Annotated in this window: 24 protein-coding genes and 1 riboswitch; of the genes, 16 read left to right on the top strand and 8 right to left on the bottom strand. The window is 62.6% G+C overall.

Annotation, left to right across the window (positions count from 1 at the left end):
- The first annotated feature begins 58 nt into the window (after positions 1-58).
- From mdcA to madM, 9 genes are all read left to right on the top strand, one after another.
- Complete coding sequence (mdcA, locus tag U5A08_RS27690; protein ID WP_321849365.1) at positions 59-1729, top strand: malonate decarboxylase subunit alpha; 1671 nt, start codon at positions 59-61, stop codon at positions 1727-1729.
- Positions 1730-2578, top strand: a complete 849-nt coding sequence (locus U5A08_RS27685) for a triphosphoribosyl-dephospho-CoA synthase (RefSeq protein ID WP_321849364.1) — start codon at positions 1730-1732, stop codon at positions 2576-2578.
- Positions 2578-2877, top strand: a complete 300-nt coding sequence (locus tag U5A08_RS27680) for a malonate decarboxylase subunit delta (RefSeq protein ID WP_253399891.1) — start codon at positions 2578-2580, stop codon at positions 2875-2877. The genes U5A08_RS27685 and U5A08_RS27680 overlap by 1 nt, the downstream gene beginning before the upstream one ends.
- Positions 2870-3712 carry a biotin-independent malonate decarboxylase subunit beta gene (locus U5A08_RS27675; RefSeq protein ID WP_321849363.1) on the top strand — a complete coding sequence of 281 codons (843 nt, stop codon included), beginning with the start codon at positions 2870-2872 and terminating at the stop codon, positions 3710-3712. The genes U5A08_RS27680 and U5A08_RS27675 overlap by 8 nt, the downstream gene beginning before the upstream one ends.
- Positions 3709-4479 carry a biotin-independent malonate decarboxylase subunit gamma gene (gene mdcE, locus U5A08_RS27670; protein WP_321849361.1) on the top strand — a complete coding sequence of 257 codons (771 nt, stop codon included), beginning with the start codon at positions 3709-3711 and terminating at the stop codon, positions 4477-4479. Before U5A08_RS27675 ends, mdcE begins: the two co-directional genes overlap by 4 nt.
- A complete protein-coding gene (locus U5A08_RS27665; protein ID WP_321849359.1) occupies positions 4473-5069 on the top strand; it encodes a malonate decarboxylase holo-ACP synthase in 597 nt (198 codons plus the stop codon). The genes mdcE and U5A08_RS27665 overlap by 7 nt, the downstream gene beginning before the upstream one ends.
- A complete protein-coding gene (gene mdcH / locus U5A08_RS27660) occupies positions 5066-5965 on the top strand; it encodes a malonate decarboxylase subunit epsilon (RefSeq protein ID WP_321849356.1) in 900 nt (299 codons plus the stop codon). Before U5A08_RS27665 ends, mdcH begins: the two co-directional genes overlap by 4 nt.
- 66 nt (positions 5966-6031) lie before the next feature.
- On the top strand, positions 6032-6445 hold the full coding sequence (gene madL / locus U5A08_RS27655; RefSeq protein ID WP_064454526.1) for a malonate transporter subunit MadL: 414 nt from the start codon (positions 6032-6034) through the stop codon (positions 6443-6445).
- Between the two features lies 1 nt (position 6446).
- On the top strand, positions 6447-7211 hold the full coding sequence (madM, locus tag U5A08_RS27650) for a malonate transporter subunit MadM (RefSeq protein WP_253399880.1): 765 nt from the start codon (positions 6447-6449) through the stop codon (positions 7209-7211).
- Between the two features lie 105 nt (positions 7212-7316).
- Here madM and U5A08_RS27645 read toward each other — a convergent pair whose 3' ends face one another.
- Positions 7317-8237, bottom strand: coding sequence for a LysR family transcriptional regulator (locus tag U5A08_RS27645; protein WP_253399878.1), 921 nt, complete (start codon positions 8235-8237; stop codon positions 7317-7319).
- A 144-nt stretch (positions 8238-8381) separates the two neighbouring features.
- Between U5A08_RS27645 and trhA the strand changes: the two genes are divergently transcribed.
- Positions 8382-8999 (top strand): PAQR family membrane homeostasis protein TrhA, encoded by a 618-nt coding sequence (gene trhA / locus U5A08_RS27640; protein ID WP_253399876.1) that lies wholly within the window; start codon positions 8382-8384, stop codon positions 8997-8999.
- A 126-nt stretch (positions 9000-9125) separates the two neighbouring features.
- Here the strand turns inward: trhA and U5A08_RS27635 are convergent, their stop codons facing one another.
- Positions 9126-10028, bottom strand: coding sequence for a LysR family transcriptional regulator (locus tag U5A08_RS27635; protein ID WP_253399874.1), 903 nt, complete (start codon positions 10026-10028; stop codon positions 9126-9128).
- Positions 10029-10135: 107 nt separating this feature from the next.
- On the opposite strand from U5A08_RS27635, the gene U5A08_RS27630 reads away from it, so the two are divergent.
- Together U5A08_RS27630 and U5A08_RS27625 are read left to right on the top strand one after the other, a co-directional pair.
- The gene (locus tag U5A08_RS27630) at positions 10136-11377 is read left to right on the top strand and encodes a D-amino acid dehydrogenase (protein WP_321849350.1); all 1242 of its coding nucleotides are present in this window, start codon (positions 10136-10138) and stop codon (positions 11375-11377) included.
- 34 nt (positions 11378-11411) lie between these two features.
- Positions 11412-12314, top strand: a complete 903-nt coding sequence (locus U5A08_RS27625; protein ID WP_253399872.1) for a transporter substrate-binding domain-containing protein — start codon at positions 11412-11414, stop codon at positions 12312-12314.
- 18 nt (positions 12315-12332) lie between these two features.
- Here the strand turns inward: U5A08_RS27625 and U5A08_RS27620 are convergent, their stop codons facing one another.
- Both U5A08_RS27620 and U5A08_RS27615 read right to left on the bottom strand, forming a co-directional pair.
- Entirely contained in the window at positions 12333-13052 is a 720-nt protein-coding gene (locus U5A08_RS27620; protein WP_321849348.1) for a 16S rRNA (uracil(1498)-N(3))-methyltransferase, read from the bottom strand.
- 39 nt (positions 13053-13091) lie between these two features.
- Entirely contained in the window at positions 13092-14498 is a 1407-nt protein-coding gene (locus U5A08_RS27615; RefSeq protein ID WP_321849346.1) for an adenosylmethionine--8-amino-7-oxononanoate transaminase, read from the bottom strand.
- Positions 14499-14768: 270 nt separating this feature from the next.
- Between U5A08_RS27615 and U5A08_RS27610 the strand changes: the two genes are divergently transcribed.
- Both U5A08_RS27610 and U5A08_RS27605 read left to right on the top strand, forming a co-directional pair.
- Complete coding sequence (locus U5A08_RS27610; protein WP_253399869.1) at positions 14769-15320, top strand: cytochrome b; 552 nt, start codon at positions 14769-14771, stop codon at positions 15318-15320.
- Positions 15321-15352: 32 nt separating this feature from the next.
- The gene (locus U5A08_RS27605; RefSeq protein ID WP_247407210.1) at positions 15353-15949 is read left to right on the top strand and encodes a YceI family protein; all 597 of its coding nucleotides are present in this window, start codon (positions 15353-15355) and stop codon (positions 15947-15949) included.
- Positions 15950-16016: 67 nt separating this feature from the next.
- On the opposite strand, the gene rhlE2 is transcribed toward U5A08_RS27605, so the two are convergent.
- The 4 genes from rhlE2 to ahcY form a co-directional block, all read right to left on the bottom strand.
- Positions 16017-17909 carry an RNA helicase RhlE2 gene (rhlE2, locus tag U5A08_RS27600; RefSeq protein WP_321849344.1) on the bottom strand — a complete coding sequence of 631 codons (1893 nt, stop codon included), beginning with the start codon at positions 17907-17909 and terminating at the stop codon, positions 16017-16019.
- A gap of 222 nt (positions 17910-18131) precedes the next feature.
- A complete protein-coding gene (locus U5A08_RS27595; protein ID WP_321849343.1) occupies positions 18132-18935 on the bottom strand; it encodes a substrate-binding periplasmic protein in 804 nt (267 codons plus the stop codon).
- Positions 18936-19167: 232 nt separating this feature from the next.
- Positions 19168-20013 (bottom strand): methylenetetrahydrofolate reductase [NAD(P)H], encoded by an 846-nt coding sequence (metF, locus tag U5A08_RS27590; protein ID WP_253399864.1) that lies wholly within the window; start codon positions 20011-20013, stop codon positions 19168-19170.
- A gap of 172 nt (positions 20014-20185) precedes the next feature.
- Positions 20186-21595 (bottom strand): adenosylhomocysteinase, encoded by a 1410-nt coding sequence (gene ahcY, locus U5A08_RS27585; RefSeq protein ID WP_253399863.1) that lies wholly within the window; start codon positions 21593-21595, stop codon positions 20186-20188.
- Between the two features lie 21 nt (positions 21596-21616).
- A riboswitch (S-adenosyl-L-homocysteine riboswitch) is annotated at positions 21617-21723 on the bottom strand.
- 198 nt (positions 21724-21921) lie between these two features.
- On the opposite strand from ahcY, the gene U5A08_RS27580 reads away from it, so the two are divergent.
- Together U5A08_RS27580 and U5A08_RS27575 are read left to right on the top strand one after the other, a co-directional pair.
- Positions 21922-22326 (top strand): acyl-CoA thioesterase, encoded by a 405-nt coding sequence (locus U5A08_RS27580; protein ID WP_282598561.1) that lies wholly within the window; start codon positions 21922-21924, stop codon positions 22324-22326.
- A 98-nt stretch (positions 22327-22424) separates the two neighbouring features.
- Positions 22425-24359, top strand: a complete 1935-nt coding sequence (locus U5A08_RS27575; RefSeq protein WP_321849342.1) for a patatin-like phospholipase family protein — start codon at positions 22425-22427, stop codon at positions 24357-24359.
- The last annotated feature ends 9 nt before the right edge of the window (positions 24360-24368 follow it).

Raw genomic sequence — 24368 nt, 5'->3', positions numbered from 1 at the left:
ATGCCCCCCTGAATCACTCCTAAGGTACAGCCCACGACAGCAAACCCGTGGAGCGACCATGACAACAATAATTACCCCCGACTCGCGCTGGACGCGGCGGCGCGATGAAAAGCAGCGGCGGCTCGGGCTGGTCAAGCAGTACGCGGATGGGGCCGTGCTGCCCAGCGACAAAATCGTCGAGGCCCTCGAAGCCCTGATCCTCCCCGGCGACCGCGTGGTGCTGGAAGGCAATAACCAGAAGCAGGCGGATTTCCTCTCGCGCTCCCTGGCCAAGACCGACCCGGCCAAGCTCCACGATTTGCACATGATCATGCCCAGTGTCGGCCGGTCCGAGCACCTGGATCTGTTTGAGAAGGGCATCGCACGCAAGCTCGACTTCTCCTTCGCCGGCACCCAATCCCTGCGCATCAGCCAGTTGCTGGAAGACGGCCTGCTGGAAATCGGCGCGATCCACACCTACATCGAACTCTATGCCCGGCTGGTGGTGGACCTGATCCCGAACGTCGTGCTCTCCGCCGGGTTCATGGCCGACCGCGCCGGTAACATCTACACCGGCGCCAGTACCGAAGACACCCCGGCGTTGATCGAACCCGCCGCGTTCAGCGACGGCATCGTCATCGTGCAGGTCAATCAGTTGGTGGACGACGTCACCGATTTGCCCCGCGTCGACATCCCGGCCAGTTGGGTCGACTTCGTGGTGGTGGCCGACAAGCCGTTCTACATCGAACCGCTGTTCACCCGCGACCCGCGCCACATCAAGCCGGTGCATGTGCTGATGGCGATGATGGCGATCCGTGGCATCTACGAAAAGCACAACGTGCAGTCGCTCAACCACGGCATCGGTTTCAACACTGCCGCCATCGAATTGATCCTGCCCACCTACGGCGAATCCCTGGGCCTGAAGGGCAAGATCTGCCGCAACTGGACCCTCAACCCGCACCCCACGCTGATTCCCGCCATCGAAAGCGGCTGGGTGCAAAGCGTGCATTGTTTCGGCACCGAGCTGGGCATGGAGAATTACATCGCCGCCCGCCCGGATGTGTTCTTCACCGGCCGCGACGGTTCCATGCGCTCCAACCGGATGTTCTGCCAACTCGCCGGCCAATACGCGGTGGACCTGTTTATCGGCGCCACCCTGCAAGTGGACGGCGACGGGCATTCCTCCACGGTCACCCGTGGCCGCCTCGCCGGGTTTGGCGGCGCGCCGAACATGGGCCACGACCCGCGCGGTCGCCGCCATGGCACCCCGGCTTGGCTCGATATGCGTCACGAGGACGCCCCCGAAGCACTCTTGGAGCGCGGCAAAAAGCTCGTGGTGCAAATGGTCGAGACGTTCCAGGAAGGCGGCAAACCGACCTTCGTCAACACCCTTGACGCGGTGGAAGTGGCGCGCAAAAGCGGCATGCCCCTGGCGCCGATCATGATCTACGGCGACGACGTCACCCACTTGCTCACCGAAGAAGGCATCGCCTACCTGTACAAGGCGCGCTCCCTGGAAGAGCGCCAGGCGATGATCGCCGCCGTCGCCGGGGTGACCGCCATCGGCCTGCGCCATAACCCCAAGGACACCGCACGCATGCGCCGTGAAGGCCTGATTGCCTTGCCCGAAGACCTCGGCATCCGCCGCACCGACGCCACCCGCGAGTTGTTGGCCGCCAAGAGCGTGGCTGATCTGGTGGAGTGGTCCGGTGGTTTGTACAACCCGCCCTCCAAGTTCAGGAGCTGGTAAATGCGCGCCCTCAAACTGCACGAACTCAGCCTCGCCGAACGCCTGGCGGACCTGGCCGTCGACGCGCTGATCGACGAAGCCGACCTGTCGCCCAAACCGGCCCTGGTGGACCGCCGTGGCAACGGCGCCCACCGCGACTTGCACCTGGGCCTGATGCACGCCTCGGCGCTGTCCTTGTGGCCGATGTTCAAGACAATGGCCGAAGCCGCCCTCGACATCGGCGAAGTCGGCTTGCCCCTGCGCGAAGCCCTCGGCCGCATCGGTCGCGACGGTGAGCAGGCGATGCTTGTCACCACCCACGGTGTGAACACCCATCGCGGTGCGATCTGGGCCATCGGCTTACTCACCGCCGCAGCGGCACTGGAGCGGCAATCCTGCAGCCCGAATGCCGTGACCTTAAACGCGGCAAAACTGGCCCTGCTCAACGATCGCCATGCCCCGCAACCCATGAGCCACGGCGCGCAGGTGGCGCAACGTTACGGCGCACGCGGTGCGCGTGAAGAAGCCCAACTGGGTTTCCCTTCGGTGCTGCAACGCGGCCTGCCGCAACTGCACAAAAGCCGCCAGCAACAGGCCGGTGAGCAGAACGCACGCCTGGATGCGTTGCTCGCGATCATGACCGACCTGGCCGACACCTGCGTGCTCTACCGCGCCGGCACTGCGGGCCTGCACGCCATGCAACACGGCGCGCAAGCGGTGCTCGACGCCGGCGGCAGCGCGACCCTTGCGGGGCGCCGCCACCTGCACGAACTCGATCAACAGCTATTGGCCCTGAATGCCTCCCCCGGTGGTGCCGCCGACCTGTTGGCCGCCTGCCTGTTTATCGACCGCCTCGACGGAGCGTTTTGATGGAAACTTTATCCTTTGAATTCCCCGCCGGGCAGCCGCCCAAAGGTCGCGCGCTGGTGGGGTGTGTCGGTTCGGGCGACCTCGAAGTGCTGCTGGAACCGGGCACGCCCGGCATCCTGACCATTCAGGTGCAGACCTCGGTGAATGGCGCCGAACAACGCTGGCAGCACCTGTTCGAGCGGATCTTTCTGGAGCAGACGCCGCCAGCCTTGCACATTGATATCCACGACTTCGGCGCCACCCCCGGCGTGGTGCGTCTGCGCCTGGAGCAGGGCTTCGAGGAGATCGGCCATGACTGACTTGCTCAGCAAACACAGCTTCGTCGAACTGGGCGCACGGCAGCGGGCCAAGGCCTTGTTGGACGCGGGCTCTTACCGTGAACTGATCGACCCGTTTCAGCGAGTCATGTCGCCCTGGCTCGGCCGTCAGGGCGTGGTGCCCCAGGCCGACGACGGTGTGGTGATCGCCAAAGGCAACATCGCCGGCAAGCCGGTGGTGATCGCCGCGATCGAAGGCAACTTCCAGGGCGGCAGCCTCGGTGAAGTCGGCGGCGCAAAAATCGCCGGCGCCCTTGAGCTGGCGGCCGAAGACAACCGCAACGGCATCCCGACCTGCGCCGTGCTGCTGCTGGAAACCGGCGGCGTGCGCCTGCAGGAAGCCAACCTGGGCCTGGCGGCGATTGCCGATATTCACGCCGCGATTGTCGATCTGCGCCAGTATCAGCCGGTGATCGCTGTGGTGGCGGGCAGCGTCGGTTGCTTTGGCGGCATGTCCATCGCCGCCGGGCTGTGCAGCTATCTGCTGGTGACCCGCGAAGCGCGCCTGGGCCTGAACGGTCCGCAGGTGATCGAGCAGGAAGCCGGCCTGGACGAATACGATTCGCGCGACCGGCCCTTTATCTGGAGCCTGACCGGCGGCGAGCAACGCTTCAACAGCGGCTTGGCCGACCGTTACGTGGCAGACGATGTCGAGCAGATTCAGCAGACTGTCAGCGCGTTGTTGCAGCTCGGCTTGCCCGCCCAACAACGCAGCCGCCGCGCCGACTTCTACCTGGCACGCCTGGCTGAACTGGACGCCGAACCGCAAATCGACCCGGCGACGGTTCGCGATCTGTATCAGGGAGAACGCTCATGAGAGGTTTGCAGTGGTTCAACGCATTGAGTGCCGGCGCCCAACCCGTGGAAGGGTTGCCGAACTCGCTGAAAGTCGCCGATGGCGTATTGGGTGAACACCAGGTGCGCTTTATCGCCGTGGTCCCCGACGCGCAAAACCGCTTCCCCCGCGCACGCAACGGCGAAGTCGGCTTGCTCGAAGGCTGGGGCTTGGCCAAAGCCGTGGATGAAGCCATCGCGACGGGCGACAAACGCCCACTGATCGCCATCGTCGATGTGCCGAGCCAAGCCTACGGCCGTCGCGAAGAAGCCCTCGGCATCCATCAAGCCCTGGCGGCTGCCGTCGACAGCTACGCCCGCGCCCGTCTGGCCGGGCACCCGGTGATCGGGTTGTTGGTGGGCAAGGCCATGTCCGGTGCGTTCCTCGCCCACGGTTACCAGGCCAATCGCTTGATCGCCCTGCGCGACCCCGGCGTGATGGTGCACGCCATGGGCAAGGCCTCGGCGGCGCGGGTGACCCTGCGCAGCGTCGAAGAGCTCGAAGCCCTGGCCGCCAGCGTGCCGCCGATGGCCTATGACATCGACAGTTATGCCAGCCTCGGTTTGCTCTGGGAGACCCTGTCGGTCAGCCAGATTGAACAGCCGACGAAGGACGATGTGGCGCGGGTCAGCGATTGCCTGGTCAATGCGATCAAGGATGTCGATGGCCGTGATTTGAGCGGTCGCCTCGGCGCCACCAACCGTGCTGCCTCCAGCCATGTCCGCCAACTGCTGCGGGCGCAATGGTGAACGCTCACGACTTGCTCTGGGGCATGACCCCGGCGCATGCCCCTGCCGATGCGCCGGCCTGGGTGCTGGCGGCGCTCGGTGCCGGGCAGCCGGTGGTGGTTCGCCGCGCCATTGCGCAACCGGGTCATGTGGCGGTCGGCGTGCGTGGGCGTTTGCGCGAGCAGCGTTTCGCCGCCGAAATGCCGCTGGCGCTGGTGCAACGGCGGGTGATGCCGGAAGCGTTGCGCGAGGTGATCTCGCCACGCGATTTACCGGCATTGCGCGCCCTCGCTCAACTGCGGCCAGTGCTGGCGCAGAAGGACTGGGGCGTCAGCGGCAGTGCGGGTTTTGAATTGGCCACGGGCATTGAAGCGCTGCATGACAGCAGCGATCTGGATTTGATCCTGCGTACCCCAGAGCCGCTTGAACGACGCGACGCCGGGGACTTGCTGGCGATCCTGGACGCGGCAGCCTGCGTTGTGGACCTGCAACTGCAAACCCCGTTTGGCGCCGTCGCCTTGCGCGAATGGGCGGGCTCATCACGCCGCGTGCTGCTCAAAGCCGCCAGCGGTGCGCATCTGGTGATTGATCCTTGGCAGGCGCTGATATGAGCAGCCTGCTGGTGTTTCCGGGGCAGGGCGCGCAACGCCCCGGCATGCTTGAGCATGTGCCCGCGCCGGTGCTGGACGAAGCCAGCGCGGCCTTGGGTGAAGACGTTCGCCAACTCGATTCGGCGCGGGCCTTGGCCAGTACCCGCGCCGTGCAGTTGTGTCTGTTGATCGCGGGCGTGGCCCATGCGCGTCTGCTGGAGCGCACGCCGGATTATGTGGCGGGCTTGTCCATCGGCGCTTACCCGGCGGCGGTCATTGCCGGAGCCCTGGACTTTGCCGACGCGGTCAGACTGGTCAGCCTGCGTGGCGAATTGATGCAGCAGGCTTATCCACAGGGCTACGGCATGACCGCCCTGATCGGCCCGGACTTATCCACTGTCGAAACCCTGCTGGCCGAAATCCATCGCCCCGAAACCCCGGTGTATCTGGCCAATATCAACGCCGATAACCAGACGGTGATCGCCGGCAGCGATGAAGCGATGCAGCGCGTCGCCCAGCGCGTCAAAGGCAACGGCATCGCCAAGCGTCTGGCCGTCAGCGTGCCGTCCCATTGCGCGCTGCTGCAGCGGTCGGCCCAGACGCTGGCTGAGGCGTTTGTCACGCTCAAGGCTCCGCGCATCACCTACCTGAGCAGCACACGGGCGCGGCCGATCCGCGACCCTGCGCAGTTGCGCGACGACCTGGCCTTCAACATGTGCCGCGTCGTCGACTGGCGCGGCACCGTGCAAAGCGCCTATGAGCGCGGCGTGCGCCTGCAAATCGAACTGCCCCCCGGCGCCGTACTCACCGGCTTGTCACGCCGCGTGTTCGAACAAGGCACGGTGATCGCCTGCGAAGGTGCGCGCCTGGACACCTTGCAGGCCCTGCTGGAAGAGGAGGACCGCCGCCACCGATAAAGCACTACCCAAGGCTTTCGAAGCACAACAACAAAAATTCGATCGAGCACTTTGAGGACAACAATAATGATTATTTACGGTGTGGCATTGCTGGCGATCTGCACGCTCGCGGGCGTGATCATGGGTGACATGCTTGGCGTATTGCTCGGCGTTAAATCCAACGTGGGCGGGGTGGGTATCGCGATGATCCTGCTGATCTGCGCGCGGCTGTGGATGCAAAAACGCGGCGGTATGACCAAGGACTGCGAAATGGGCGTCGGCTTCTGGGGCGCCATGTACATCCCTGTGGTAGTGGCGATGGCCGCGCAACAAAACGTGGTCACCGCCCTGCACGGCGGCCCGGTCGCGGTGCTCGCGGCCATCGGTTCGGTGGTGGTGTGTGGATGCACCATCGCGTTGATCAGCCGCACGCACAAGGGCGAACCGTTGCCCGATGAAGAGCCGCTGATCACGCCGACACCTGTCGTGGGAGGCCGCTGATATGTGGGATCTCATCGAAAAAGGCTTGGAGCATAACGGTCTGGTCACTGCATTTGCCTTCGTGGGCGTGGTGATGTGGATTTCTGTGGTGCTGTCCAAGCGTCTGACGTTCGGGCGCGTTCACGGCTCGGCGATTGCCATCGTGATCGGCCTGGTGCTGGCCTGGGTTGGCGGCACCATGACCGGCGGGCAAAAAGGCCTGGCGGATCTATCGCTGTTCTCCGGCATCGGCCTGATGGGCGGCGCGATGCTGCGCGACTTCGCCATCGTTGCCACTGCGTTTGAAGTGCAAGCCACCGAAGCGCGCAAGGCCGGGATGATCGGTGTGATTGCGCTGCTGCTGGGCACGATCCTGCCGTTTATCGTCGGTGCGAGCCTGGCCTGGGTGTTTGGTTATCGCGATGCAATCAGCATGACCACCATTGGCGCTGGCGCCGTGACGTACATCGTCGGCCCGGTGACCGGCGCGGCGATTGGCGCGACCTCGGATGTGATGGCGCTGTCGATCGCCACCGGCCTGATCAAGGCGATTCTGGTGATGGTCGGCACACCGGTCGCGGCGCGTTGGATGGGGTTGGATAACCCGCGTTCGGCGATGGTGTTCGGTGGGCTGGCCGGTACGGTGAGTGGCGTGACGGCAGGGCTGGCGGCGACGGATCGGCGCCTGGTGCCGTATGGCGCGCTGACCGCGACGTTCCACACCGGGCTTGGGTGTTTGCTCGGGCCTTCGTTGCTGTACTTTATTGTGCGTGGGTTGGTCGGCTGACTTTGGGATTTGCGGTGATTGGTCTGGCGCTATCGGGGGCAAGCCCCCTCCCACATTTGGAATGCATTTCAATGTGGGAGGGGGCTTGCCCCCGATAGCGGTCTGTCAGACTGTCACCTGCCGGTTGGCATACATCCGACACTCCGCCAACAACGCCAGCAAATTCGGGTCGCGCTCCTTGGCCTTCAAGAACACCACCCCGATATGCTGCTGCAATCGATACCTGGGTTGCAGCGGTATCAGCTTCACGCGGTTCTCATACACCGCCGCAATCCTTCCCGGCAGCAGCGCATAACCCACCCCCGAACTGACCATGCTCAGCAGCGTGAAGATGTCATTGACCTGCATCGCCACCTTCGGTTCGAACCCCGCTTGCTTGAACACGCGGTTGCCATCCTGATGAGTGGCGAAGCCCTGGGTGAGGGTGATGAACGTGGCATCGCGCACGTCGGCCAGGTCGATTTGCTGCTCGCGGTCGAAGGGCGAATCGGCGGGCGTGGCGAGGAAGATGTCGTCGGAGAACAGCGCAATCTGCGCACAGTCGGGATCGTTGGCCTGTTCGTCGAGGGAGATGAGGATCGCGTCGACTTCCATGTTTTTGAGCTTGTACAGCAGGTCGAAGTTGGAGCCGAGGATCAGGTCGATGTTGAGTTCGCTGCGGCGGATTTTCAGGCCCATGATCAGTTGCGGCACGGTTTTCACCGTCAGCGAATACAGCGAGCCGAGCTTGAAGCGTTCGGCGGAGAAGCCGGCGGCTTCGCGGGTCAGACGCACGCTGTCGATCACGTCGGCTATCAGTTTTTGCGCGCGTTCTTCGAGCACGTAGGCGCTTTCCAGCGGGGTGAGGTTGCGGCCTTCATGCTTGAACAGCGGGCAGCGCAGGGCGTTTTCCAGGGAATGGATGGCGCGGTGTACGCTGACGTTGCTGGTTTGCAGCTCGGCGGCGGCGCGGGCCAGGTTGCCGGTGCGCATGAACGCCAGGAAGATTTCCAGCTTTTTGAGGGTGAACTCTTCGTCGATCAGCATGGCCGTGGCTCTTGTTCGAATACGGCCGATTGTGCCCGCAAAACCGCGCGGCGTCGCCGGAACGTCATAAGGCCCTTGCACTCTTATGCGCAAGGCGGGACGCTTGTCAGGCAGCGGTTAACGGTTACAGGGGGTCAGTGACAGATGTACCACGGGGAACGATTCAACGCCTGGAGCCATTTGCTCGGCGCAGTCGCGGCGTGTGTGGGCGCCGTGTGGATGTTGGTGGTGGCGAGCCTGGATGGCAGCCCCTGGAAGATCGTCAGCGTGGCAATTTATGGCTTTACGCTGATGGTGCTGTACAGCGCGTCGACGGTGTATCACAGCGTGCAGGGGCGGCGAAAAGCGATCATGCAGAAGGTCGATCACTTTTCGATCTACCTGTTGATCGCCGGCAGTTACACGCCGTTTTGCCTGGTCAGTTTAAGAGGACCGTGGGGCTGGACGCTGTTCGGGATCGTGTGGGGGCTGGCGGTGATCGGCATTCTGCAGGAGATCAAGCCGCGTTCCGAGGCGCGGATTCTGTCGATCGTGATCTACGCGGTGATGGGTTGGATCGTGCTGGTGGCGGTCAAGCCGCTGATTGCCGCGCTGGGCACGGCGGGGTTTATCTGGCTGGCGGCGGGCGGCGTGTTGTACACCGTTGGCATCATCTTTTTTGCCCTGGAGGATCGCCTGCGGCATTCCCATGGGATCTGGCATTTGTTTGTGATCGGCGGCAGTTTGCTGCATTTCGTGGCGATCATGCACTACGTGCTCTAACGGGCAACGCGGTCTAAAAAATGTGGGAGGGGGCTTGCCCCCGATGGCGGTGTGTCAGTTGGCAAATAAGCTGGCTGAACCACCGCCATCGGGGGCAAGCCCCCTCCCACATGGTCCTCGGTGTTCTCACAGGCGTTCGAGCAGCTCCCGTGCACGCTCACCGAAGATCTGCAGCAGGTTGGCCAGCATGTGCGGCGGCGGTTCGTTGGCGCGGGTCAGGGCGTACAGGGTGATCGGCAGCGGCGGCGTGAGCGTGCGGATGCGGGTGGTCGCCGTCGACGCGCCGAGGGCGGTGAAGGGGTCGATGACGGTCAGGCCGGCGCCGGATTCGACCATCGCGCGGGCCAGGGCGTAGGTCTGCACCGAGAGGCTCACCCGTGGCGGCGGGTCGACTTTTTCCAGGTAGCTGTCGAGCTTTGCCGCCAAGGGGTCGGCGCTGGACAGGCCAATCAACGGCGCTCCCGCCAGTTCCGCCAACGGCAGCGGCTTGCGGGTTTGCGCCTCGGTCCAATAGCCCTTGGACGCCAACGCGACCAAGGCTCCGTTGGCCAGCACTTGGGTCGTGAGCCCCGGGTGGCCGGCGAAGTTGAGGGTCAGCGCCAGGTCGATTTCGCGCATCAACAGCTTCTGCACCAACTCGCGGCTATGGTCGCTGGACAGCTCGCAGGCAATGTCCGGGTAAGCGCGTTGCCACTGCAGAATCGCCGGTGGCAGCAACGACAGCGCCAGCGCCGGGATCGCACCGATCCGCACACTTTGCGCAGGCGCACGGCGCAGACTCTTGGCCAGGCGCCTTACGCCTTGCAGGCTTTCGCTGACTTTCTCGACTTCGTGTTCCAACGCCAGGGCTTCCGGCGTGGGCTGCAATTTGCCGCGCACGCGCAGAAACAGCGGGAAGCCCAGTTGCAACTCGGCGTGCTGCAACACTTTGCTCACCGCCGGTTGCGAGACATGCAGCAATTGCGCAGCGGCGCTGATGGAGCCGGTCTGACGGATGGCCTGGAAGATTTCGATATGACGCAAGCGCATGGCGAGTCCATAACCTTTGTTTATAGGTGGCCCATCTTTATTCATTGTCGCTGGCCTGTCACCTGCCCCTACGCTTGAGCCCTCTTATTCAACGGCGAGGAGCGGGAATGGCCAGGCAGGTTTGTATCATCGGTGGTGGGGTCATCGGCCTGACGAGCGCCTACGCGCTGGTGCGCGCCGGGCATGACGTGACGCTGATCGACGCGCGCGACACCTTGGGCTGCGAAACCAGTTTCGCCAACGGTGGGCAGTTGTCGTATCGCTACGTCGCGCCGTTGGCCGATGCCGGGGTGCCGCTGCAAGCGCTTGGCTGGCTGCTGCGCGGTGATTCGCCATTGAAGCTGCGCCCGCGCCTCGACCCGCAGCAATGGCGCTGGATGGCGGCTTTCCTCGGCGCCTGCCGGGGTTCGGTGAACCAGCGCAATGCCGCCCACTTGCTGCGTTTGGCGTCGCTGAGCCAGGCCACCTTGCAGCAATGGCGCGAGGATGACCGCCTGGACGGTTTCGACTGGCGGCGTAACGGCAAGCTGGTGACGTTTCGCAACGCCGAGACCTTCGAGCATGCGCGTCGCAAGGTCACGGACATCCTGCAACAGCAGGTGCTCTCGGCTGCCGACTGCGCCCGCCTGGAGCCGGCGCTGGCGAGCGGTGGGTTTGTCGGCGGGATCTACACGCCGAACGAGGAAGTGGCCGATTGTCACGCTTTCTGCCAACGCCTGGCGGCGCGGTTGCAAGCGTCGGGGCGTTGCCGCTTCTTGCTGGGGCGCAAGGTCACCGCGATTCGGCATGGCGCCGGTGCGGTGCAGGCGATCGAGTTGGGTGAGGATGTGATGCCGGTCGAGCAACTGGTCCTTGCCGCCGGGCATCGCAGCGCTGGGTTGGGGTTGCCGGGGTTATCGCTGCCGCTGTATCCGCTCAAGGGCTACAGCCTGAGCGTGCCGATTGGCGCGCAGCATCGGGCGCCGAATGTGAGCATCACCGACTACGATCACAAGATTGTGTACGCCCGGATTGGCGAGCAATTGCGGGTGGCGGCGATGGTCGATATCGTCGGCTTCGACGCCGGCCTTGAGCCTAAGCGGCTCGCGTTGATCAAACGCCAGGCGGTCGAGACACTCCCCCTGGCTGGCGACTATGCCCACGCGGTCGAATGGGCCGGTATGCGTCCCGCCACGCCGACCGGGGTGCCGCTGATCGGCGCCAGCGTGTATCGCAACCTGTGGCTGAACCTGGGCCATGGCGCGCTCGGTTTTACCTTGGCCTGCGGCAGCGGCCAACTGCTGGCCGAACTGATCGGCGAGCACGTTCCATCGATAGATATGCAGGGCCTGGCGCCTCGCGCCGCTTGAATCGTCATCACCCGAGAACCAACGGAGAATAACAATGAAAAAAATCCTGTTGACCGCCTGCACCCTGGGGCTTTTGTTCGGCACACCGGTTCAGGCGACAGACGCCGCACTGGACGGCACGTTGAGCAAGATCGCCAGCGCCAGGTCCATTACCTTGGGTTATCGCGATGCATCGGTGCCGTTTTCCTACGTGGGCGACCAGAGCGGCAAGCCCATGGGCTATTCGGTGGACCTGGCCAACAAGATTGTCGAACGCATCCAGCAGAAAACCGGGGGGGCGAACCTCGCGGTGAAGTACACCCTGGTGACCTCCCAAACCCGCATCCCGCTGGTGCAGAACGGCACCGTCGACCTGGAGTGCGGCTCTACCGGGGTGACCGCCGAGCGGCAGAAGCAGGTGGCGTTTTCCTACGGGTTTATCTACGTGAAAGGGCAACTGCTGACGGCGAAAGACAGCGGCATCCAAGGCTTCGCCGACCTCAAGGGCAAGAACGTGGTGACGACCGCCGGCACCACCAACGAACGCTTTCTCAAAAGTTACAACGCCGAGCACAACGGCAACCTGTCGGTGATCAGCGCCAAGGACCACGGCGAAGCCTTCAAGATGCTTGAGACCGGCCGCGCAGCCGCGTTCTATATGGACGATGCGTTGCTCTACGGTGAGCGCGCCAAGGCCAAGGATCCGCATCGTTGGGTGGTGGTGGGCGAGGAGCAGTCGCGGGAGATCTACAGTTGCATGGTGCGCAAGGACGATCCGCAGTTTCTCGCGGTGGTCAACGACACCTTGGGCGATCTGTACCGCACCGGCGAGATCGATGGGATTTACCGGCGCTGGTTTGAACAGCCGATCCCACCGAAGGGCCTGAACCTGGAGTTTCCGATGAGCGCCGAGTTGAAGGCGATCTTTGCTACGCCAGTGAGCGATCCGGTGGAATAAACCCTCTCCTCGGGTTGGTCAGAAGTCGCCCCACAGTTGTTGGGCGACCGACAGCGCGACGACCGGTGCGGTTTCGGTGCGCAACACGCGCGGGCCGAGGCGGGCGGCATGGAAGCCGGCGCCTTGGGCGGTGTCGATTTCAGGATCGGTCAAGCCGCCCTCGGGGCCGATCAGAAAGGCCAGGCTCGACGGCTTGGCATGGCTGATCATCGGCTCGGCGACCGGGTGCAGCACCAGCTTCAGGTCCGCCTCGGTCTGCTTCAGCCAATCGGCGAGTAACAGCGGCGGGTGAATCACCGGCACCGTCGAACGCCCGCATTGCTCGCAGGCACTGATCGCCACCTGGCGCCAGTGCAGCAGGCGTTTGTCGGCGCGTTCGTCCTTGAGGCGCACTTCGCAGCGCTCGCTGAAAATCGGCGTGATGGCGTTGACGCCCAGTTCGGTGGCTTTCTGGATCGCCCAATCCATCCGCTCGCCCCGGGACAGGCCCTGGCCGAGGTGAATGTGCAGCGGCGATTCGGTCTGCCCGGCGAATTGCTCGGTCAGTTGCACGCTGACGCGTTTTTTTCCGACCTCCAGCAACGTGCCGCGAAATTCCTGGCCGGAACCGTCGAACAGTTGCACGGCATCGCCTTCGCCCATGCGCAGCACGCGGCTGATGTAATGCGCCTGGGCTTCAGGCAATTCGTGATCGCCGAGGCTCAGCGGGGTGTCGGTGAAAAAGCGGGACAGTCTCATGTCTGTTCTCTGGAAAAAATACAACGCTTGAAGGGCAAATCAACCTGGATCGCGAAAGCCTGGGTGGAAGTCTTTGGGCACGGCAACGCTCACCTTGCTGTTGGTGGCGATATCGATCCCTTCGCTGGCCACTTCCGCCAAAAAGTCGATCTGCTCCGGCGTAATCACATACGGCGGCAGGAAATACACCACGCTGCCCAACGGCCGCAGCAGCGCACCGCGCTCCAGGGCGTGTTCGAACACCTTCAGGCCACGGCGTTCCTGCCACGGATAGGCGGTTTTGGTGGCTTTGTCCTGGACCATCTCGATGGCCAGCACCATACCGGTCTGGCGCACTTCCGACACGTGGGGGTGGTCCACCAGGTGTGCGGTGGCCGTGGCCATGCGCTGGGCCAGGGCCTTGTTGTTTTCGATGACGTTGTCTTCTTCGAAAATATCCAGGGTCGCCAGGGCCGCCGCGCACGCCAGCGGGTTGCCGGTGTAGCTGTGGGAATGCAGGAAGGCGCGCAGGGTGTTGTAGTCGTCGTAGAAGGCGCTGTAGACGTCTTCGGTAGTGACCACCGCCGCCAGCGGCAGGTAGCCGCCGGTGAGGGCTTTGGATAGGCACAGGAAGTCCGGGCGGATGCCGGCCTGTTCACAGGCGAACATGCTGCCGGTGCGGCCGAAACCCACCGCGATTTCGTCATGGATCAGGTGTACGCCGTAGCGGTCGCAGGCTTCGCGCAGCAGCTTGAGGTACACCGGGTGGTACATGCGCATGCCGCCGGCGCCCTGGATCAGCGGTTCGACGATCACGGCGGCGACCGTGTCGTGGTTGTCGGCGAGGGTCTGTTCCATGGCCAGGAACATGTTGCGCGAGTGTTCTTCCCAGCTCATGCCCTCGGGGCGCAGGTAGCAATCCGGGCTCGGTACTTTGATGGTGTCGAGCAGCAGCGCTTTGTAGGTTTCGGTGAACAGCGGCACGTCGCCCACCGACATCGCGGCGATGGTTTCGCCGTGGTAGCTGTTGGTCAGGGTGACGAAGCGCTTTTTGTTCGGCAGGCCACGGTTGAGCCAATAGTGAAAGCTCATCTTCAACGCGACTTCGATGCATGACGAGCCGTTATCGGCGTAGAAGCACCGGGTCAGGCCTGCGGGCGTCATCGCCACCAGGCGCTCGGACAGTTCGATCACCGGCTGGTGGCTGAAGCCGGCGAGGATCACGTGTTCCAGTTGGTCGACCTGGTCTTTGATGCGCTGGTTGATGCGCGGGTTGGCGTGGCCGAATACGTTGACCCACCAGGAGCTGACGGCGTCGAGGTAGCGCTTGCCTTCGAAGTCTTCCAGCCATACGCCTTCACCCCGCTTGATCGGGATCAGCGGCAGTTGCTGGTGGTCTTTCATCTGGGTGCAGGGATGCCACAGCACCGCGAGGTCGCGTTGCATCCACTGGTTGTTCAAGCCCATCGTCTATCTCCTCGAAGCGGTCCTGCATCTTCGCAGGCGAAACAATCGCGCAAGCCTATGCAATGGAGGCCCGTGTCACAAGCCATTGTGGGGAATTCGCGGTAAACATAGGACGGACTGTCACGTTTCTTGGGAATAGTCTTAATCCCTCGTTAACGTATCGTGCCTAGGCTTATGATCATATTTCTCGATATTTCAAAGCAAAAATTTGCGCTTTAATTCGATAGGTAAATCGTTAGTCTTGGGCACAGTTCTTACGGGATTAAGTACATGCAGCTACGTAACTCACCAGCCCGCTACGGCTGGGTCAGCATGGTGTTGCACTGGGGCGTGGCCCTGGTGGTGTTTGGTCTGTTCGCCCTGGGCTTGTGGATGGTCGGTCTCGACTACTACAGCACGTGGCGCAAAGACGCGCCGGACCTGCACAAAAGCATCGGCATTACGCTGTTCGCGGTGATGCTGGTGCGTATTGTCTGGCGCCTGATCAGCCCGGCGCCGCCGGCGCTGGCCAGCTACAGCCGCCTGACGCGAATCGGTGCTGCCTTTGGCCATGCGTTCCTTTATGTCGGCTTGTTTGCCGTGATGATTGCCGGTTACCTGATTTCCACCGCAGACGGTGTGGGTATCCCGGTGTTTGGCCTGTTTGAGATTCCTGCTTTGGTTTCCGGTTTGCCGGACCAGGCAGACACCGCAGGCGTGGTGCATCTGTACCTCGCCTGGGTGCTGGTGGTTTTCGCCGGCTTGCATGGCGTAGCCGCGTTGAAACACCACTTTATCGATCGTGATGCGACCCTCACGCGAATGCTGGGGCGCAAAGCCTGATGTTCAACCTCGACTCACAAGGAATAGAAAGCATGTTGAAAAAGACACTCGCCGCTCTGGCAATCGGTTCTGCTCTGCTGTCCGCAGGTCAGGTGATGGCCGCTGACTATGTTGTCGACAAAGAAGGCCAGCACGCCTTCGTCGATTTCAAGATCAGCCACTTGGGCTACAGCTTCATCACCGGTACGTTCAAGGACCTGGACGGCAAGTTCAGCTTCGATGCCGCCAAGCCTGAAGACAGCAAGATTGAGTTCAACGTCCGTACCGCCAGCGTGTTCACCAACCACGCCGAACGTGACAAGCACATCTCCAGCAAAGACTTCCTGGACGTTGGCAAGTTTGCCGATGCCAAGTTCGTCTCCACCAGTGTTAAAACCACCGGTAAAAATGCTGCGGGCCAAGTCACTGCCGACGTGACCGGCGACCTGACCTTTCACGGCGTGACCAAACCGATCGTTGTCAAGGCCACCTTCCTGGGTGAAGGCAAAGATCCATGGGGCGGCTACCGTGCCGGTTTTGAAGGCACCACCAGCTTCAATCGCCAGGACTTCGGCAAGCAGATGGACCTGGGCCCAGCGTCCAACAATGTTGAGCTGTACGTGACGTTTGAAGGTGTGAAAGCGAAGTAATTTTCGCCCGCTACACAAAAATGCCCCGGATCTCACGATCCGGGGCATTTTTTTGGCGCTTTGAAAATCAGCGGTTGCGGGTCAGCAGCGCTGGTTTTTCACCACGAGGACGGCCTGGCAACTGATCCAGCTGCTCGGGTGTCGGGAAGCGGTCGGCTTTCGACTCCTTGTGGATGATTTTCGGTGCCGGGCCGCCGCGCGGGTTTTGCACCGCTGGCTCGGACAACTGTGGCTGGTCGTCACGGGCTGGGCGGCGGTTGTTGCTGCGCGAGTCTTCGCGACGCGCCTGACCATCACGCGGTGCGCCGTTACGCGGGCCGCTGCGCTTGGCCGGTGGCGTACCGGTGGTGCCGCCGCTGCTGTTGCGCGGGCCGTTCTGGCGCGCGCCCTGTGGCTGGCCGCCACGGGGTGCGCCAGTGCCAGCGCCCGGAGCCGGAGCGCCTGGACGACGGCCGCGACCCTGGGCCGGTTTGGCCTGGGGCACGTAGTCGACGCGGTTACCGAAGTTATCCACATCGTCGTCGAGGAACTCGTCCGGCGCGCGGTCGGCGCTGGCGCGTGGGGTCTGGCTTGGCTGGCTCGGCTGACGCTGTTCGCGGGCCGGGGTGCCTTCACGGGGTTTCTGCTCGCGGGCCGGGCGTTCGCCACGGCCGTTGGTTGGCGCTTTTTCCTTGCCGCCCTTGTCCTTGCCCTTGTCGCGACGACCACCGCCACCACCGCCGTTCGGGCCATCGCCCTTCGGACCGCGTGGGTTGCGCGGGTTACGCACGTCCGGACGCTCCCGCACTTCAGGCTTCTCGGCCTCAACGGCGCTGGAATCGAAGCCCATCAGGTTGCCGTCGGCGATTTTCTGCTTGGTCATGCGTTCGATGCTTTTCAGCAGTTTTTCTTCGTCCGGCGCTACCAGGGAAATGGCTTCGCCCGAACGACCGGCGCGGCCGGTACGGCCGATACGGTGTACATAGTCTTCGTCGACGTTGGGCAGCTCGAAGTTGACCACGTGTGGCAGTTGGTCGATATCCAGGCCGCGTGCGGCGATATCGGTGGCCACCATGATGCGTACTTCACCGGCCTTGAAGTCGGCCAGCGCTTTGGTGCGCGCGTTCTGGCTCTTGTTGCCGTGGATGGCGACGGCGGTGAGGCCGTGCTTGTCCAGGTACTCGGCCAGGCGGTTGGCGCCGTGCTTGGTGCGGGTGAACACCAGCACCTGTTCCCAGGCACCGGCGGTGATCAGGTGCGCCAGCAGCGAACGTTTGTGGCTGGCGGCCAGGCGGAACACGCGTTGCTCGATACGCTCGACCGTGGTGTTCGGCGGCGTGACTTCGATGCGTTCCGGGTTGTGCAGCAACTTGCCGGCCAGGGCCGTGATGTCGTTGGAGAACGTTGCCGAGAACAGCAGGTTCTGACGTTTGGCCGGCAGGCGGGCGAGGACCTTTTTCACGTCATGGACAAAGCCCATGTCGAGCATGCGGTCGGCTTCGTCCAGCACGAGGATTTCTACGTGGGACAAATCGACGCTGCCTTGGCCGCACAGGTCGAGCAGACGACCCGGGCAGGCGACGAGGACGTCAACGCCACGGGACATGGCCTGAACCTGTGGGTTCATGCCGACGCCGCCGAAGATGCAGGCGCTGACGAACTTCAGGTCGCGGGCATACAGCTTGAAGCTGTCATGCACTTGGGCGGCGAGTTCGCGGGTTGGGGTCAGGACCAGTACGCGCGGTTGGCGCGGGCCATGACGCTGGGACTTGTCCGGGTGACCGTTGGGGAACAACCGCTCCAGAATCGGGAGGGCGAAGCCGCCGGTTTTACCAGTACCTGTCTGAGCCGCAACCATCAGGTCGCGACCTTGCAACACGGCGGGAATGGCCCGCTGTTGCACCGGAGTAGGCTCGGTATAGCCCGCTGCCTCGATGGCGCGGACTAAAGCCTCGGAGAGACCGAGGGAAGCAAAGGACATGAGTAATCCTGTTCTAGTTAGGGCTTGGCCCAAAGGGATAATCTTGCCGGGCGTGAATGGCGCTTAGGGGAGCGCAATCCCGTCCGGTCCTGCTGCGTCTGGCGGGCACTCCACCGGCTCGCGCGGGCTTGAAAGCTGCGCAGTAGCGGGGTTGGGTGCCTTTTTCAAGACCTCAGCGGCCGGGCGTAAGCCTAGCGGGAAGGCCGCAGTATAACAGAGCAATCACGGCGCGCTGCTTTCCTGCTGCTCAACGGTGCGTTCAGGCAGTGTAATCGGCACAGCTGCGGTTTGAATACCACCATATTTGGCGCTCAAGGCGGTGTACGCCGGCTCGTGCTTGAAACGCTTGAGTTCAGCGGCAAAGCGCTGCACCAGCAGGTCCATGCCTGCGCCACGGCGCACCGCGAGGAACTGCTGCTGGCGGCTGATCACGACGGGCGCCTGGCTGACCTTGCCTTCCAGGCCCAATGCCTTGATCACATGCTGAGCGACCCTGCGGTCAGTCACCAGCAGATCGATGCGGCCAAGCATCAATTTGCCGAAGTTCGCTTCATGAGTCGGCGCCGGCTCGCGATGGAACAGGCTGGATTCGCTGAATTGCGCGCCATACAGGTAGCCCGGCGAGGTGCCGACGGTCAGGTTGCGCAGCTCGTCGAGGGTCTGGACCGGGTGGGGCCGCTCATTGGCGTAGAACAGCACGAACTCCACTTCCGACAGCGGTTCGCTGGGGTACAGCAGCAGGGCATCGCGCTCATGGCTGTGGAAAATATCCAGCGCGCCGTCGGCGTGGCCTTGTTCGAGCATGTTCAGGCAGCGTTTCCATGGCAGGAATTGCCATTCCACATCGACGCCCAGGCGCTGGAACACGATCACCGTGGTTTCATAGTCCAGCCCGCGCATGGTGCCGTTGTCGTCGTACACATAGGGCGCCCACGGCTCGGTGACAATGCGCAGTTTCTCGCCGTAAGCGGCCAGGCTCAGGCAAGTGAAAAGTGTCGCGGTCAACAGCTTGAAAATCACGGGCATGGCCTGAGGTTACGACGCTCCTGGGTTAAAGAGAAGCTCTGGCACGGTGATTCCCGCATCTTGGAAACCTTATCGTGGTAGTAACTGCCGAGCGCCAGCGGGGCTGCGCCAGGGATGACGACGTTCCTGATTCTGCTGCGCCTTTTTGTCGCCACATTGTGGTGCAGTGTGAAGCATGTAAAACGACAAAGGCCCTCGTAGAGACGAGGGCCTTGGCACCGCCGGACAAGCGTTAGCGTGGCAGCTTCAGGTTGTTCCAGATGGCAAGGCTAGGTTCAGCCTGGTTCAGGGTATAGAAGTGCAACCCTGGCGCGCCACCTTGCAACAATTGTTCGCACATCTCACTGATAACCTGTTCGCCGAACGCCTGGATGCTTTTGACGTCGTCGCCATAGGCTTCCAGTTGTTTGCGCACCCAGCGTGGGATCTCAGCACCGCAGGCGTCGGAGAAGCGCGCCAGCTTGCTGTAGTTGGTGATCGGCATGATGCCCGGCACGATCGGGATGTTCACACCCAAGGCCCGTACACGCTCGACGAAGTAGAAGTAGCTGTCGGCGTTGAAGAAGTATTGGGTGATTGCACTGTCAGCGCCGGCGTTGGCCTTGCGCACGAAGTTCTGCAAATCGTCTTCGAAGTTGCGCGCCTGTGGGTGCATCTCCGGGTAAGCGGCCACTTCGATGTGGAAGTGATCGCCGCTTTCTTCGCGGATGAAGCTCACCAGGTCGTTGGCGTAGCGCAGCTCACCGCTGGCGATGCCCATGCCGGATGGCAAGTCACCGCGCAGGGCGACGATGCGCTTGATCCCGGCGGCCTTGTATTGGGTCAGCAGGGCGCGCAGGTCGGCCTTGCTGTCGCCCACGCACGACAAGTGCGGCGCGGCGGGAATTTTGACTTCGCTTTCCAGCTGCAACACGGTGTTGATCGTGCGGTCACGGGTCGAACCGCCGGCGCCGTAAGTGCAGGAGAAGAAGTCGGGGTGGTAGCTGGCCAACTGCTTGGCAGTCGCCATCAGTTTTTCATGCCCAGCATCGGTCTTGGTCGGGAAGAACTCGAAGCTGTAGCGACGGTCTTGGGACATGGTAATACCCTTGGAAACTCAGAAGCCGACTGTGCAACCCACCTGCCCTGTAGGAGCGAGCTTGCTCGCGAAGAACGTCAACGATAACGCGTCAAACAGGCTGTACGCGGTGCCCTTGGGTTTTTCGCGAGCAAGCTCGCTCCTACAGGTTAGAGCAGGTGGAGCTGGTTACTTAGTAGCGGTAAGCGTGCGGCTTGAACGGACCTTCGACGGTCACGCCGATGTAGTCGGCCTGGGTCTTGGTCAGTTGAGTCACCACGCCGCCGAAGCCGCGGACCATTTCCAGGGCCACTTCTTCGTCGAGTTTCTTCGGCAGCACTTCCACGGTCAGGCGCTCGGCTTTCTGGGCCGGCGACAGGTCGGCGTATTTCTGGCCGAACAGGAAGATCTGCGCCAGTACCTGGTTGGCGAACGAGCCATCCATGATGCGGCTTGGGTGGCCAGTGGCGTTACCCAGGTTCACCAGGCGGCCTTCGGCTAGCAGGATCAGGTAGTCGTCGTTCTGCGGGTCGAAATCGCCCGAGCCGGTACGGTGAACCTTGTGGACCTGTGGCTTCACTTCTTCCCATGCCCAGTTCTTGCGCATGAAAGCGGTGTCGATTTCATTGTCGAAGTGACCGATGTTGCACACCACGGCGCGCTTTTTCAGGGCCTTGAGCATGTTGGCATCGCAGACATTCACGTTACCGGTGGTGGTCACGATCAGGTCGATCTTGCCCAGCAGGGCCTTGTCGATGCTCGCTTCGCTGCCATCGTTGATGCCATCGATGAACGGCGAAACCACTTCGAAACCGTCCATGCAGGCTTGCATGGCGCAGATCGGGTCAACTTCGGAGACCTTGACGATCATGCCTTCCTGACGCAGGGACTGGGACGAACCCTTGCCCACGTCACCGTAGCCGATCACCAGGGCTTGCTTGCCCGACAGCAGGTGGTCGGTACCGCGCTTGATGGCATCGTTCAGGCTGTGACGGCAGCCGTACTTGTTGTCGTTCTTGCTCTTGGTCACCGAGTCGTTGACGTTGATGGCCGGGATTTTCAGCTCGCCCTTGGCCAGCATGTCCAGCAGGCGGTGTACGCCGGTGGTGGTTTCTTCGGTCACGCCGTGGACGCGGTCGAGGATCTGCGGGTACTTCTTGTGCAGCAACTCGGTCAGGTCGCCGCCGTCGTCGAGGATCATGTTGGCATCCCATGGCGCGCCATCTTTCAGGATGGTTTGCTCCAGGCACCACTCGTACTCTGCTTCGGTCTCGCCTTTCCAGGCGAATACCGGGATACCGGCGGCAGCGATGGCGGCGGCGGCCTGGTCTTGTGTCGAGAAGATGTTGCAGGACGACCAGCGCACTTCGGCACCCAGGGCAACCAGGGTTTCGATCAGCACGGCAGTCTGGATGGTCATGTGGATGCAGCCGAGAATCTTCGCGCCCTTGAGCGGTTGCTCAGCGGCGTACTTGCTGCGCAGGCCCATCAGGGCAGGCATTTCGGATTCGGCGATAAAGGTTTCGCGACGGCCCCAGGCAGCGAGGGACATGTCGGCGACTTTGTAGTCGTTGAAATCTGCAGGCGTAATTACAGCGCTCATGAAGAGCCTCCATTCGTAGTGTGCGAATGGGCGCCGTTGTGCGTTTAGTATCAGGCCAGGGTAACCAGGCCGGACAACGCCCCATCCGAGCCTGACAGGTTGAACCTGCTGCAGCGCCCCTCGGACAGGTGGCGGGAGAACGGTATCAACCGAAGATGACCGTTTTGAAGCGGGGGCGATTATAGCTGTGTACGCGGCACTTCCCAAGCCTTTCTGTCGGCGGGATGAAGATCTCGCATGGGGTTGATAGGCAATAGCGCATAGAGCTTGAGCCCGGGCTCTGCCATTATGTTGCCCATCATTCGGCAAGACGTTTTGGAGTGACCATGAACTTCCACACCCGCAAATGGGTAAAACCTGAAGACCTCAACCCCAACGGCACCCTGTTCGGTGGCAGCCTGCTGCGCTGGATCGACGAGGAAGCGGCCATTTACGCGATTGTTCAATTGGGCAACCAGCGGGTGGTGACCAAGTACATCTCCGAAATCAACTTCGTCAGCGCCTCGCGCCAGGGCGACATCATCGAGCTGGGCATCACCGCCACCGATTTCGGCCGCACCTCCATCACCCTGACCTGTGAAGTGCGCAACAAGATCACCCGCAAAAGCATCCTGACTGTGGAAAAAATGGTCTTCGTCAACCTCGGCGAAGACGGTTTGCCCGCGCCGCACGGCCGGACCGAGATCAAGTACGTGAAGGACCAGTTCAAGGAAGACAACCTCCCTGCGTAACCGCTCACCGGATTGATTGCTTTACCAAATCATTCCAGGTGGATCTTTCTCAGGCGTTCTCATCACTCAGGACTACATCCTGTATTGAGAGCCTGTGTATGAAAGTGTCCTCCAATCCGGCTGCCCATCAGGTGCAGCCGCCTTCGCTTCAGTCATCGCAATCCTCCCTCAGCCAAGGCGTCAACACACCCTTGGTTGAGGGGGTGGGGCCACGCAAGCTGAGCCTTTCGCGTCACAGTAACGGCCAGGTGGACGTGGTGTTGTCGCCGCCACCGCCCAGCCATCTGGTGCTCAGCGGCGGAGGTGCCAAAGGCATTGCCTATCCGGGAATGGTCCAGGCGCTGGAGGACAGCGGGAAGCTGCAAGGTATCCAGGTTATTTCCGGCTCATCCGCTGGCGCGATCTCTGCCACGTTGCTCGCCAGCGGCATGAACGCCGAGGCCTTCGGCACGCTATCGAACCGCATCGACCTGCCGAGCCTGTTGAATAGCGACAACCCGTTGACGGCCTGGCTGCAAGAGGCCAGTTCCCGTCTGGGCAAACTCATCGGGCGCTTGCCAGGCCCGGCGGGCAATATCTCCCAATTGTTGCTGAGCGTGATGCCGCGCCTGCAAACCGAGGCGCAGCCCCTGGAGCAATTGCTGCGCAACGAGTCACGCGAATCGATCCTCGCCCATATCGCCGCCACGCCAAGGGCGACCCGGCCTGACGAAGTCATGAAAATCGCTGACCGGCTCAGCGCCGGCGGGGCGCCGACGTTTCGCGATCTTGAGGTGTTGAACCGACACATCCCGGCGATCAAGCCACTGAATATCACCGGCACCGGAATGTTCGACGGTCGCCCGCAACTGGTGACGTTCAACGCCAGCCTGACCCCGGACATGGACATCGCCCGCGCCGCGCACATTTCGGCGTCGTTGCCGGTGCTTTTCAAGCGCCCTACCGAGCAGGGGCATGCCTTCCAGGAAACCGCCGAAGCCACTGCGTTCCAGGACGGTGGCTTGCTGCTCAATACGCCTGCCCCCGGGGTGATCGAGCCCTCGTTTGCAGAAAGCCCGTTGAGCCAGCACGAGTCTCTGATCGTCAAATTTGAAGCCGAAGACGCTGCAACGCCGAAAAAAAGCGGCGGTTTTTTCAGCAGCCTCGTCGACAAGCTGACCGGAACGCCCCATGCGTCCGCCGAGGCTTATCAAAATGAGCGGCTCAAGGCGTTTGCCGAGCAGACCGTGGTCCTGCCGCTGAAGACGGATAAGGGGGACTTTCGCGGCACGCTCAACGGCACCGTGAATTTCACCATGAGCGCGGAGGACAAGCAGCATCTGCAGGCACAGGCACGCAAAACCGTGGCGGCGCATTTGGAACAACGCGACACGGTGCGCGAGCGTCACACGTTTGCCTCATTGGATGACGCGGTGCTGGCGATGGACGATGCGATGTTGGCCAGTGTGCAGGAAACCTTGCAGAAAGAGCCGGCTGCGGCGGCGGTATTGATGTTCAGAAAGAGCGCGCAACAAGCATTGCAAACCCTGGACCGTGCCATTGCCAAGGTGAACCAGGCCCACGACACCCTGATCTTCACGCCAGAGCTGTCTGCCGCGCTGCGTAACCTGGATGCGCTCGCCAGCCGGCCTGAGCACGTCGAGTGGCTGGGGCGGCGCCTGAATGCAGCCGGGCAGCGCAATTTCCAGCAGTTGTTGCAGGTGGCGGCCAAGCAGGCGTCGGGCGCCGCGCCGATGTCCAAGGTCATGGCCAGTGCGGTCGCCGAAATGAAGCGGCGCGACATCGCGGTAAAGGCCGAAAACTTCACCCGCGAGGTCATCTACCCATCGCTGTACCGACCCGGCCAGACCGACGCCAACGTCGAGCTGCTGCAACGCGCTGCAGCGGATTTGGCCAAGGCGAGCACCCCCGCAGAGTTCAACCGGGTGCTCGACGGTATCATCGAGCGCTATGGTGCGCGCAACAAACCCTGGTCAAAACCGTTCCGCTCGACCACGGTGGAGATGGCCAAAGCCTGGCGCATACCGGTTTAGTTGCCACGC

The organism is Pseudomonas paraveronii, from assembly GCF_963681955.1.
In the GTDB taxonomy this organism is placed as follows: Bacteria; Pseudomonadota; Gammaproteobacteria; order Pseudomonadales; family Pseudomonadaceae; genus Aquipseudomonas; species Aquipseudomonas paraveronii.
Note: the sequence above shows the minus strand (reverse complement) of the source record. Positions and strands in the feature narration are given on the sequence as shown.

Coding starts and splice junctions, on each gene's coding strand:
- mdcA (WP_321849365.1), top strand. CDS start 59: ATGACAACAATAATTACCCCCGACTCGCGCTGGACGCGGCGGCGCGAT.
- U5A08_RS27685 (WP_321849364.1), top strand. CDS start 1,730: ATGCGCGCCCTCAAACTGCACGAACTCAGCCTCGCCGAACGCCTGGCG.
- U5A08_RS27680 (WP_253399891.1), top strand. CDS start 2,578: ATGGAAACTTTATCCTTTGAATTCCCCGCCGGGCAGCCGCCCAAAGGT.
- U5A08_RS27675 (WP_321849363.1), top strand. CDS start 2,870: ATGACTGACTTGCTCAGCAAACACAGCTTCGTCGAACTGGGCGCACGG.
- mdcE (WP_321849361.1), top strand. CDS start 3,709: ATGAGAGGTTTGCAGTGGTTCAACGCATTGAGTGCCGGCGCCCAACCC.
- U5A08_RS27665 (WP_321849359.1), top strand. CDS start 4,473: ATGGTGAACGCTCACGACTTGCTCTGGGGCATGACCCCGGCGCATGCC.
- mdcH (WP_321849356.1), top strand. CDS start 5,066: ATGAGCAGCCTGCTGGTGTTTCCGGGGCAGGGCGCGCAACGCCCCGGC.
- madL (WP_064454526.1), top strand. CDS start 6,032: ATGATTATTTACGGTGTGGCATTGCTGGCGATCTGCACGCTCGCGGGC.
- madM (WP_253399880.1), top strand. CDS start 6,447: ATGTGGGATCTCATCGAAAAAGGCTTGGAGCATAACGGTCTGGTCACT.
- U5A08_RS27645 (WP_253399878.1), bottom strand. CDS start 8,237: ATGCTGATCGACGAAGAGTTCACCCTCAAAAAGCTGGAAATCTTCCTG.
- trhA (WP_253399876.1), top strand. CDS start 8,382: ATGTACCACGGGGAACGATTCAACGCCTGGAGCCATTTGCTCGGCGCA.
- U5A08_RS27635 (WP_253399874.1), bottom strand. CDS start 10,028: ATGCGCTTGCGTCATATCGAAATCTTCCAGGCCATCCGTCAGACCGGC.
- U5A08_RS27630 (WP_321849350.1), top strand. CDS start 10,136: ATGGCCAGGCAGGTTTGTATCATCGGTGGTGGGGTCATCGGCCTGACG.
- U5A08_RS27625 (WP_253399872.1), top strand. CDS start 11,412: ATGAAAAAAATCCTGTTGACCGCCTGCACCCTGGGGCTTTTGTTCGGC.
- U5A08_RS27620 (WP_321849348.1), bottom strand. CDS start 13,052: ATGAGACTGTCCCGCTTTTTCACCGACACCCCGCTGAGCCTCGGCGAT.
- U5A08_RS27615 (WP_321849346.1), bottom strand. CDS start 14,498: ATGGGCTTGAACAACCAGTGGATGCAACGCGACCTCGCGGTGCTGTGG.
- U5A08_RS27610 (WP_253399869.1), top strand. CDS start 14,769: ATGCAGCTACGTAACTCACCAGCCCGCTACGGCTGGGTCAGCATGGTG.
- U5A08_RS27605 (WP_247407210.1), top strand. CDS start 15,353: ATGTTGAAAAAGACACTCGCCGCTCTGGCAATCGGTTCTGCTCTGCTG.
- rhlE2 (WP_321849344.1), bottom strand. CDS start 17,909: ATGTCCTTTGCTTCCCTCGGTCTCTCCGAGGCTTTAGTCCGCGCCATC.
- U5A08_RS27595 (WP_321849343.1), bottom strand. CDS start 18,935: ATGCCCGTGATTTTCAAGCTGTTGACCGCGACACTTTTCACTTGCCTG.
- metF (WP_253399864.1), bottom strand. CDS start 20,013: ATGTCCCAAGACCGTCGCTACAGCTTCGAGTTCTTCCCGACCAAGACC.
- ahcY (WP_253399863.1), bottom strand. CDS start 21,595: ATGAGCGCTGTAATTACGCCTGCAGATTTCAACGACTACAAAGTCGCC.
- U5A08_RS27580 (WP_282598561.1), top strand. CDS start 21,922: ATGAACTTCCACACCCGCAAATGGGTAAAACCTGAAGACCTCAACCCC.
- U5A08_RS27575 (WP_321849342.1), top strand. CDS start 22,425: ATGAAAGTGTCCTCCAATCCGGCTGCCCATCAGGTGCAGCCGCCTTCG.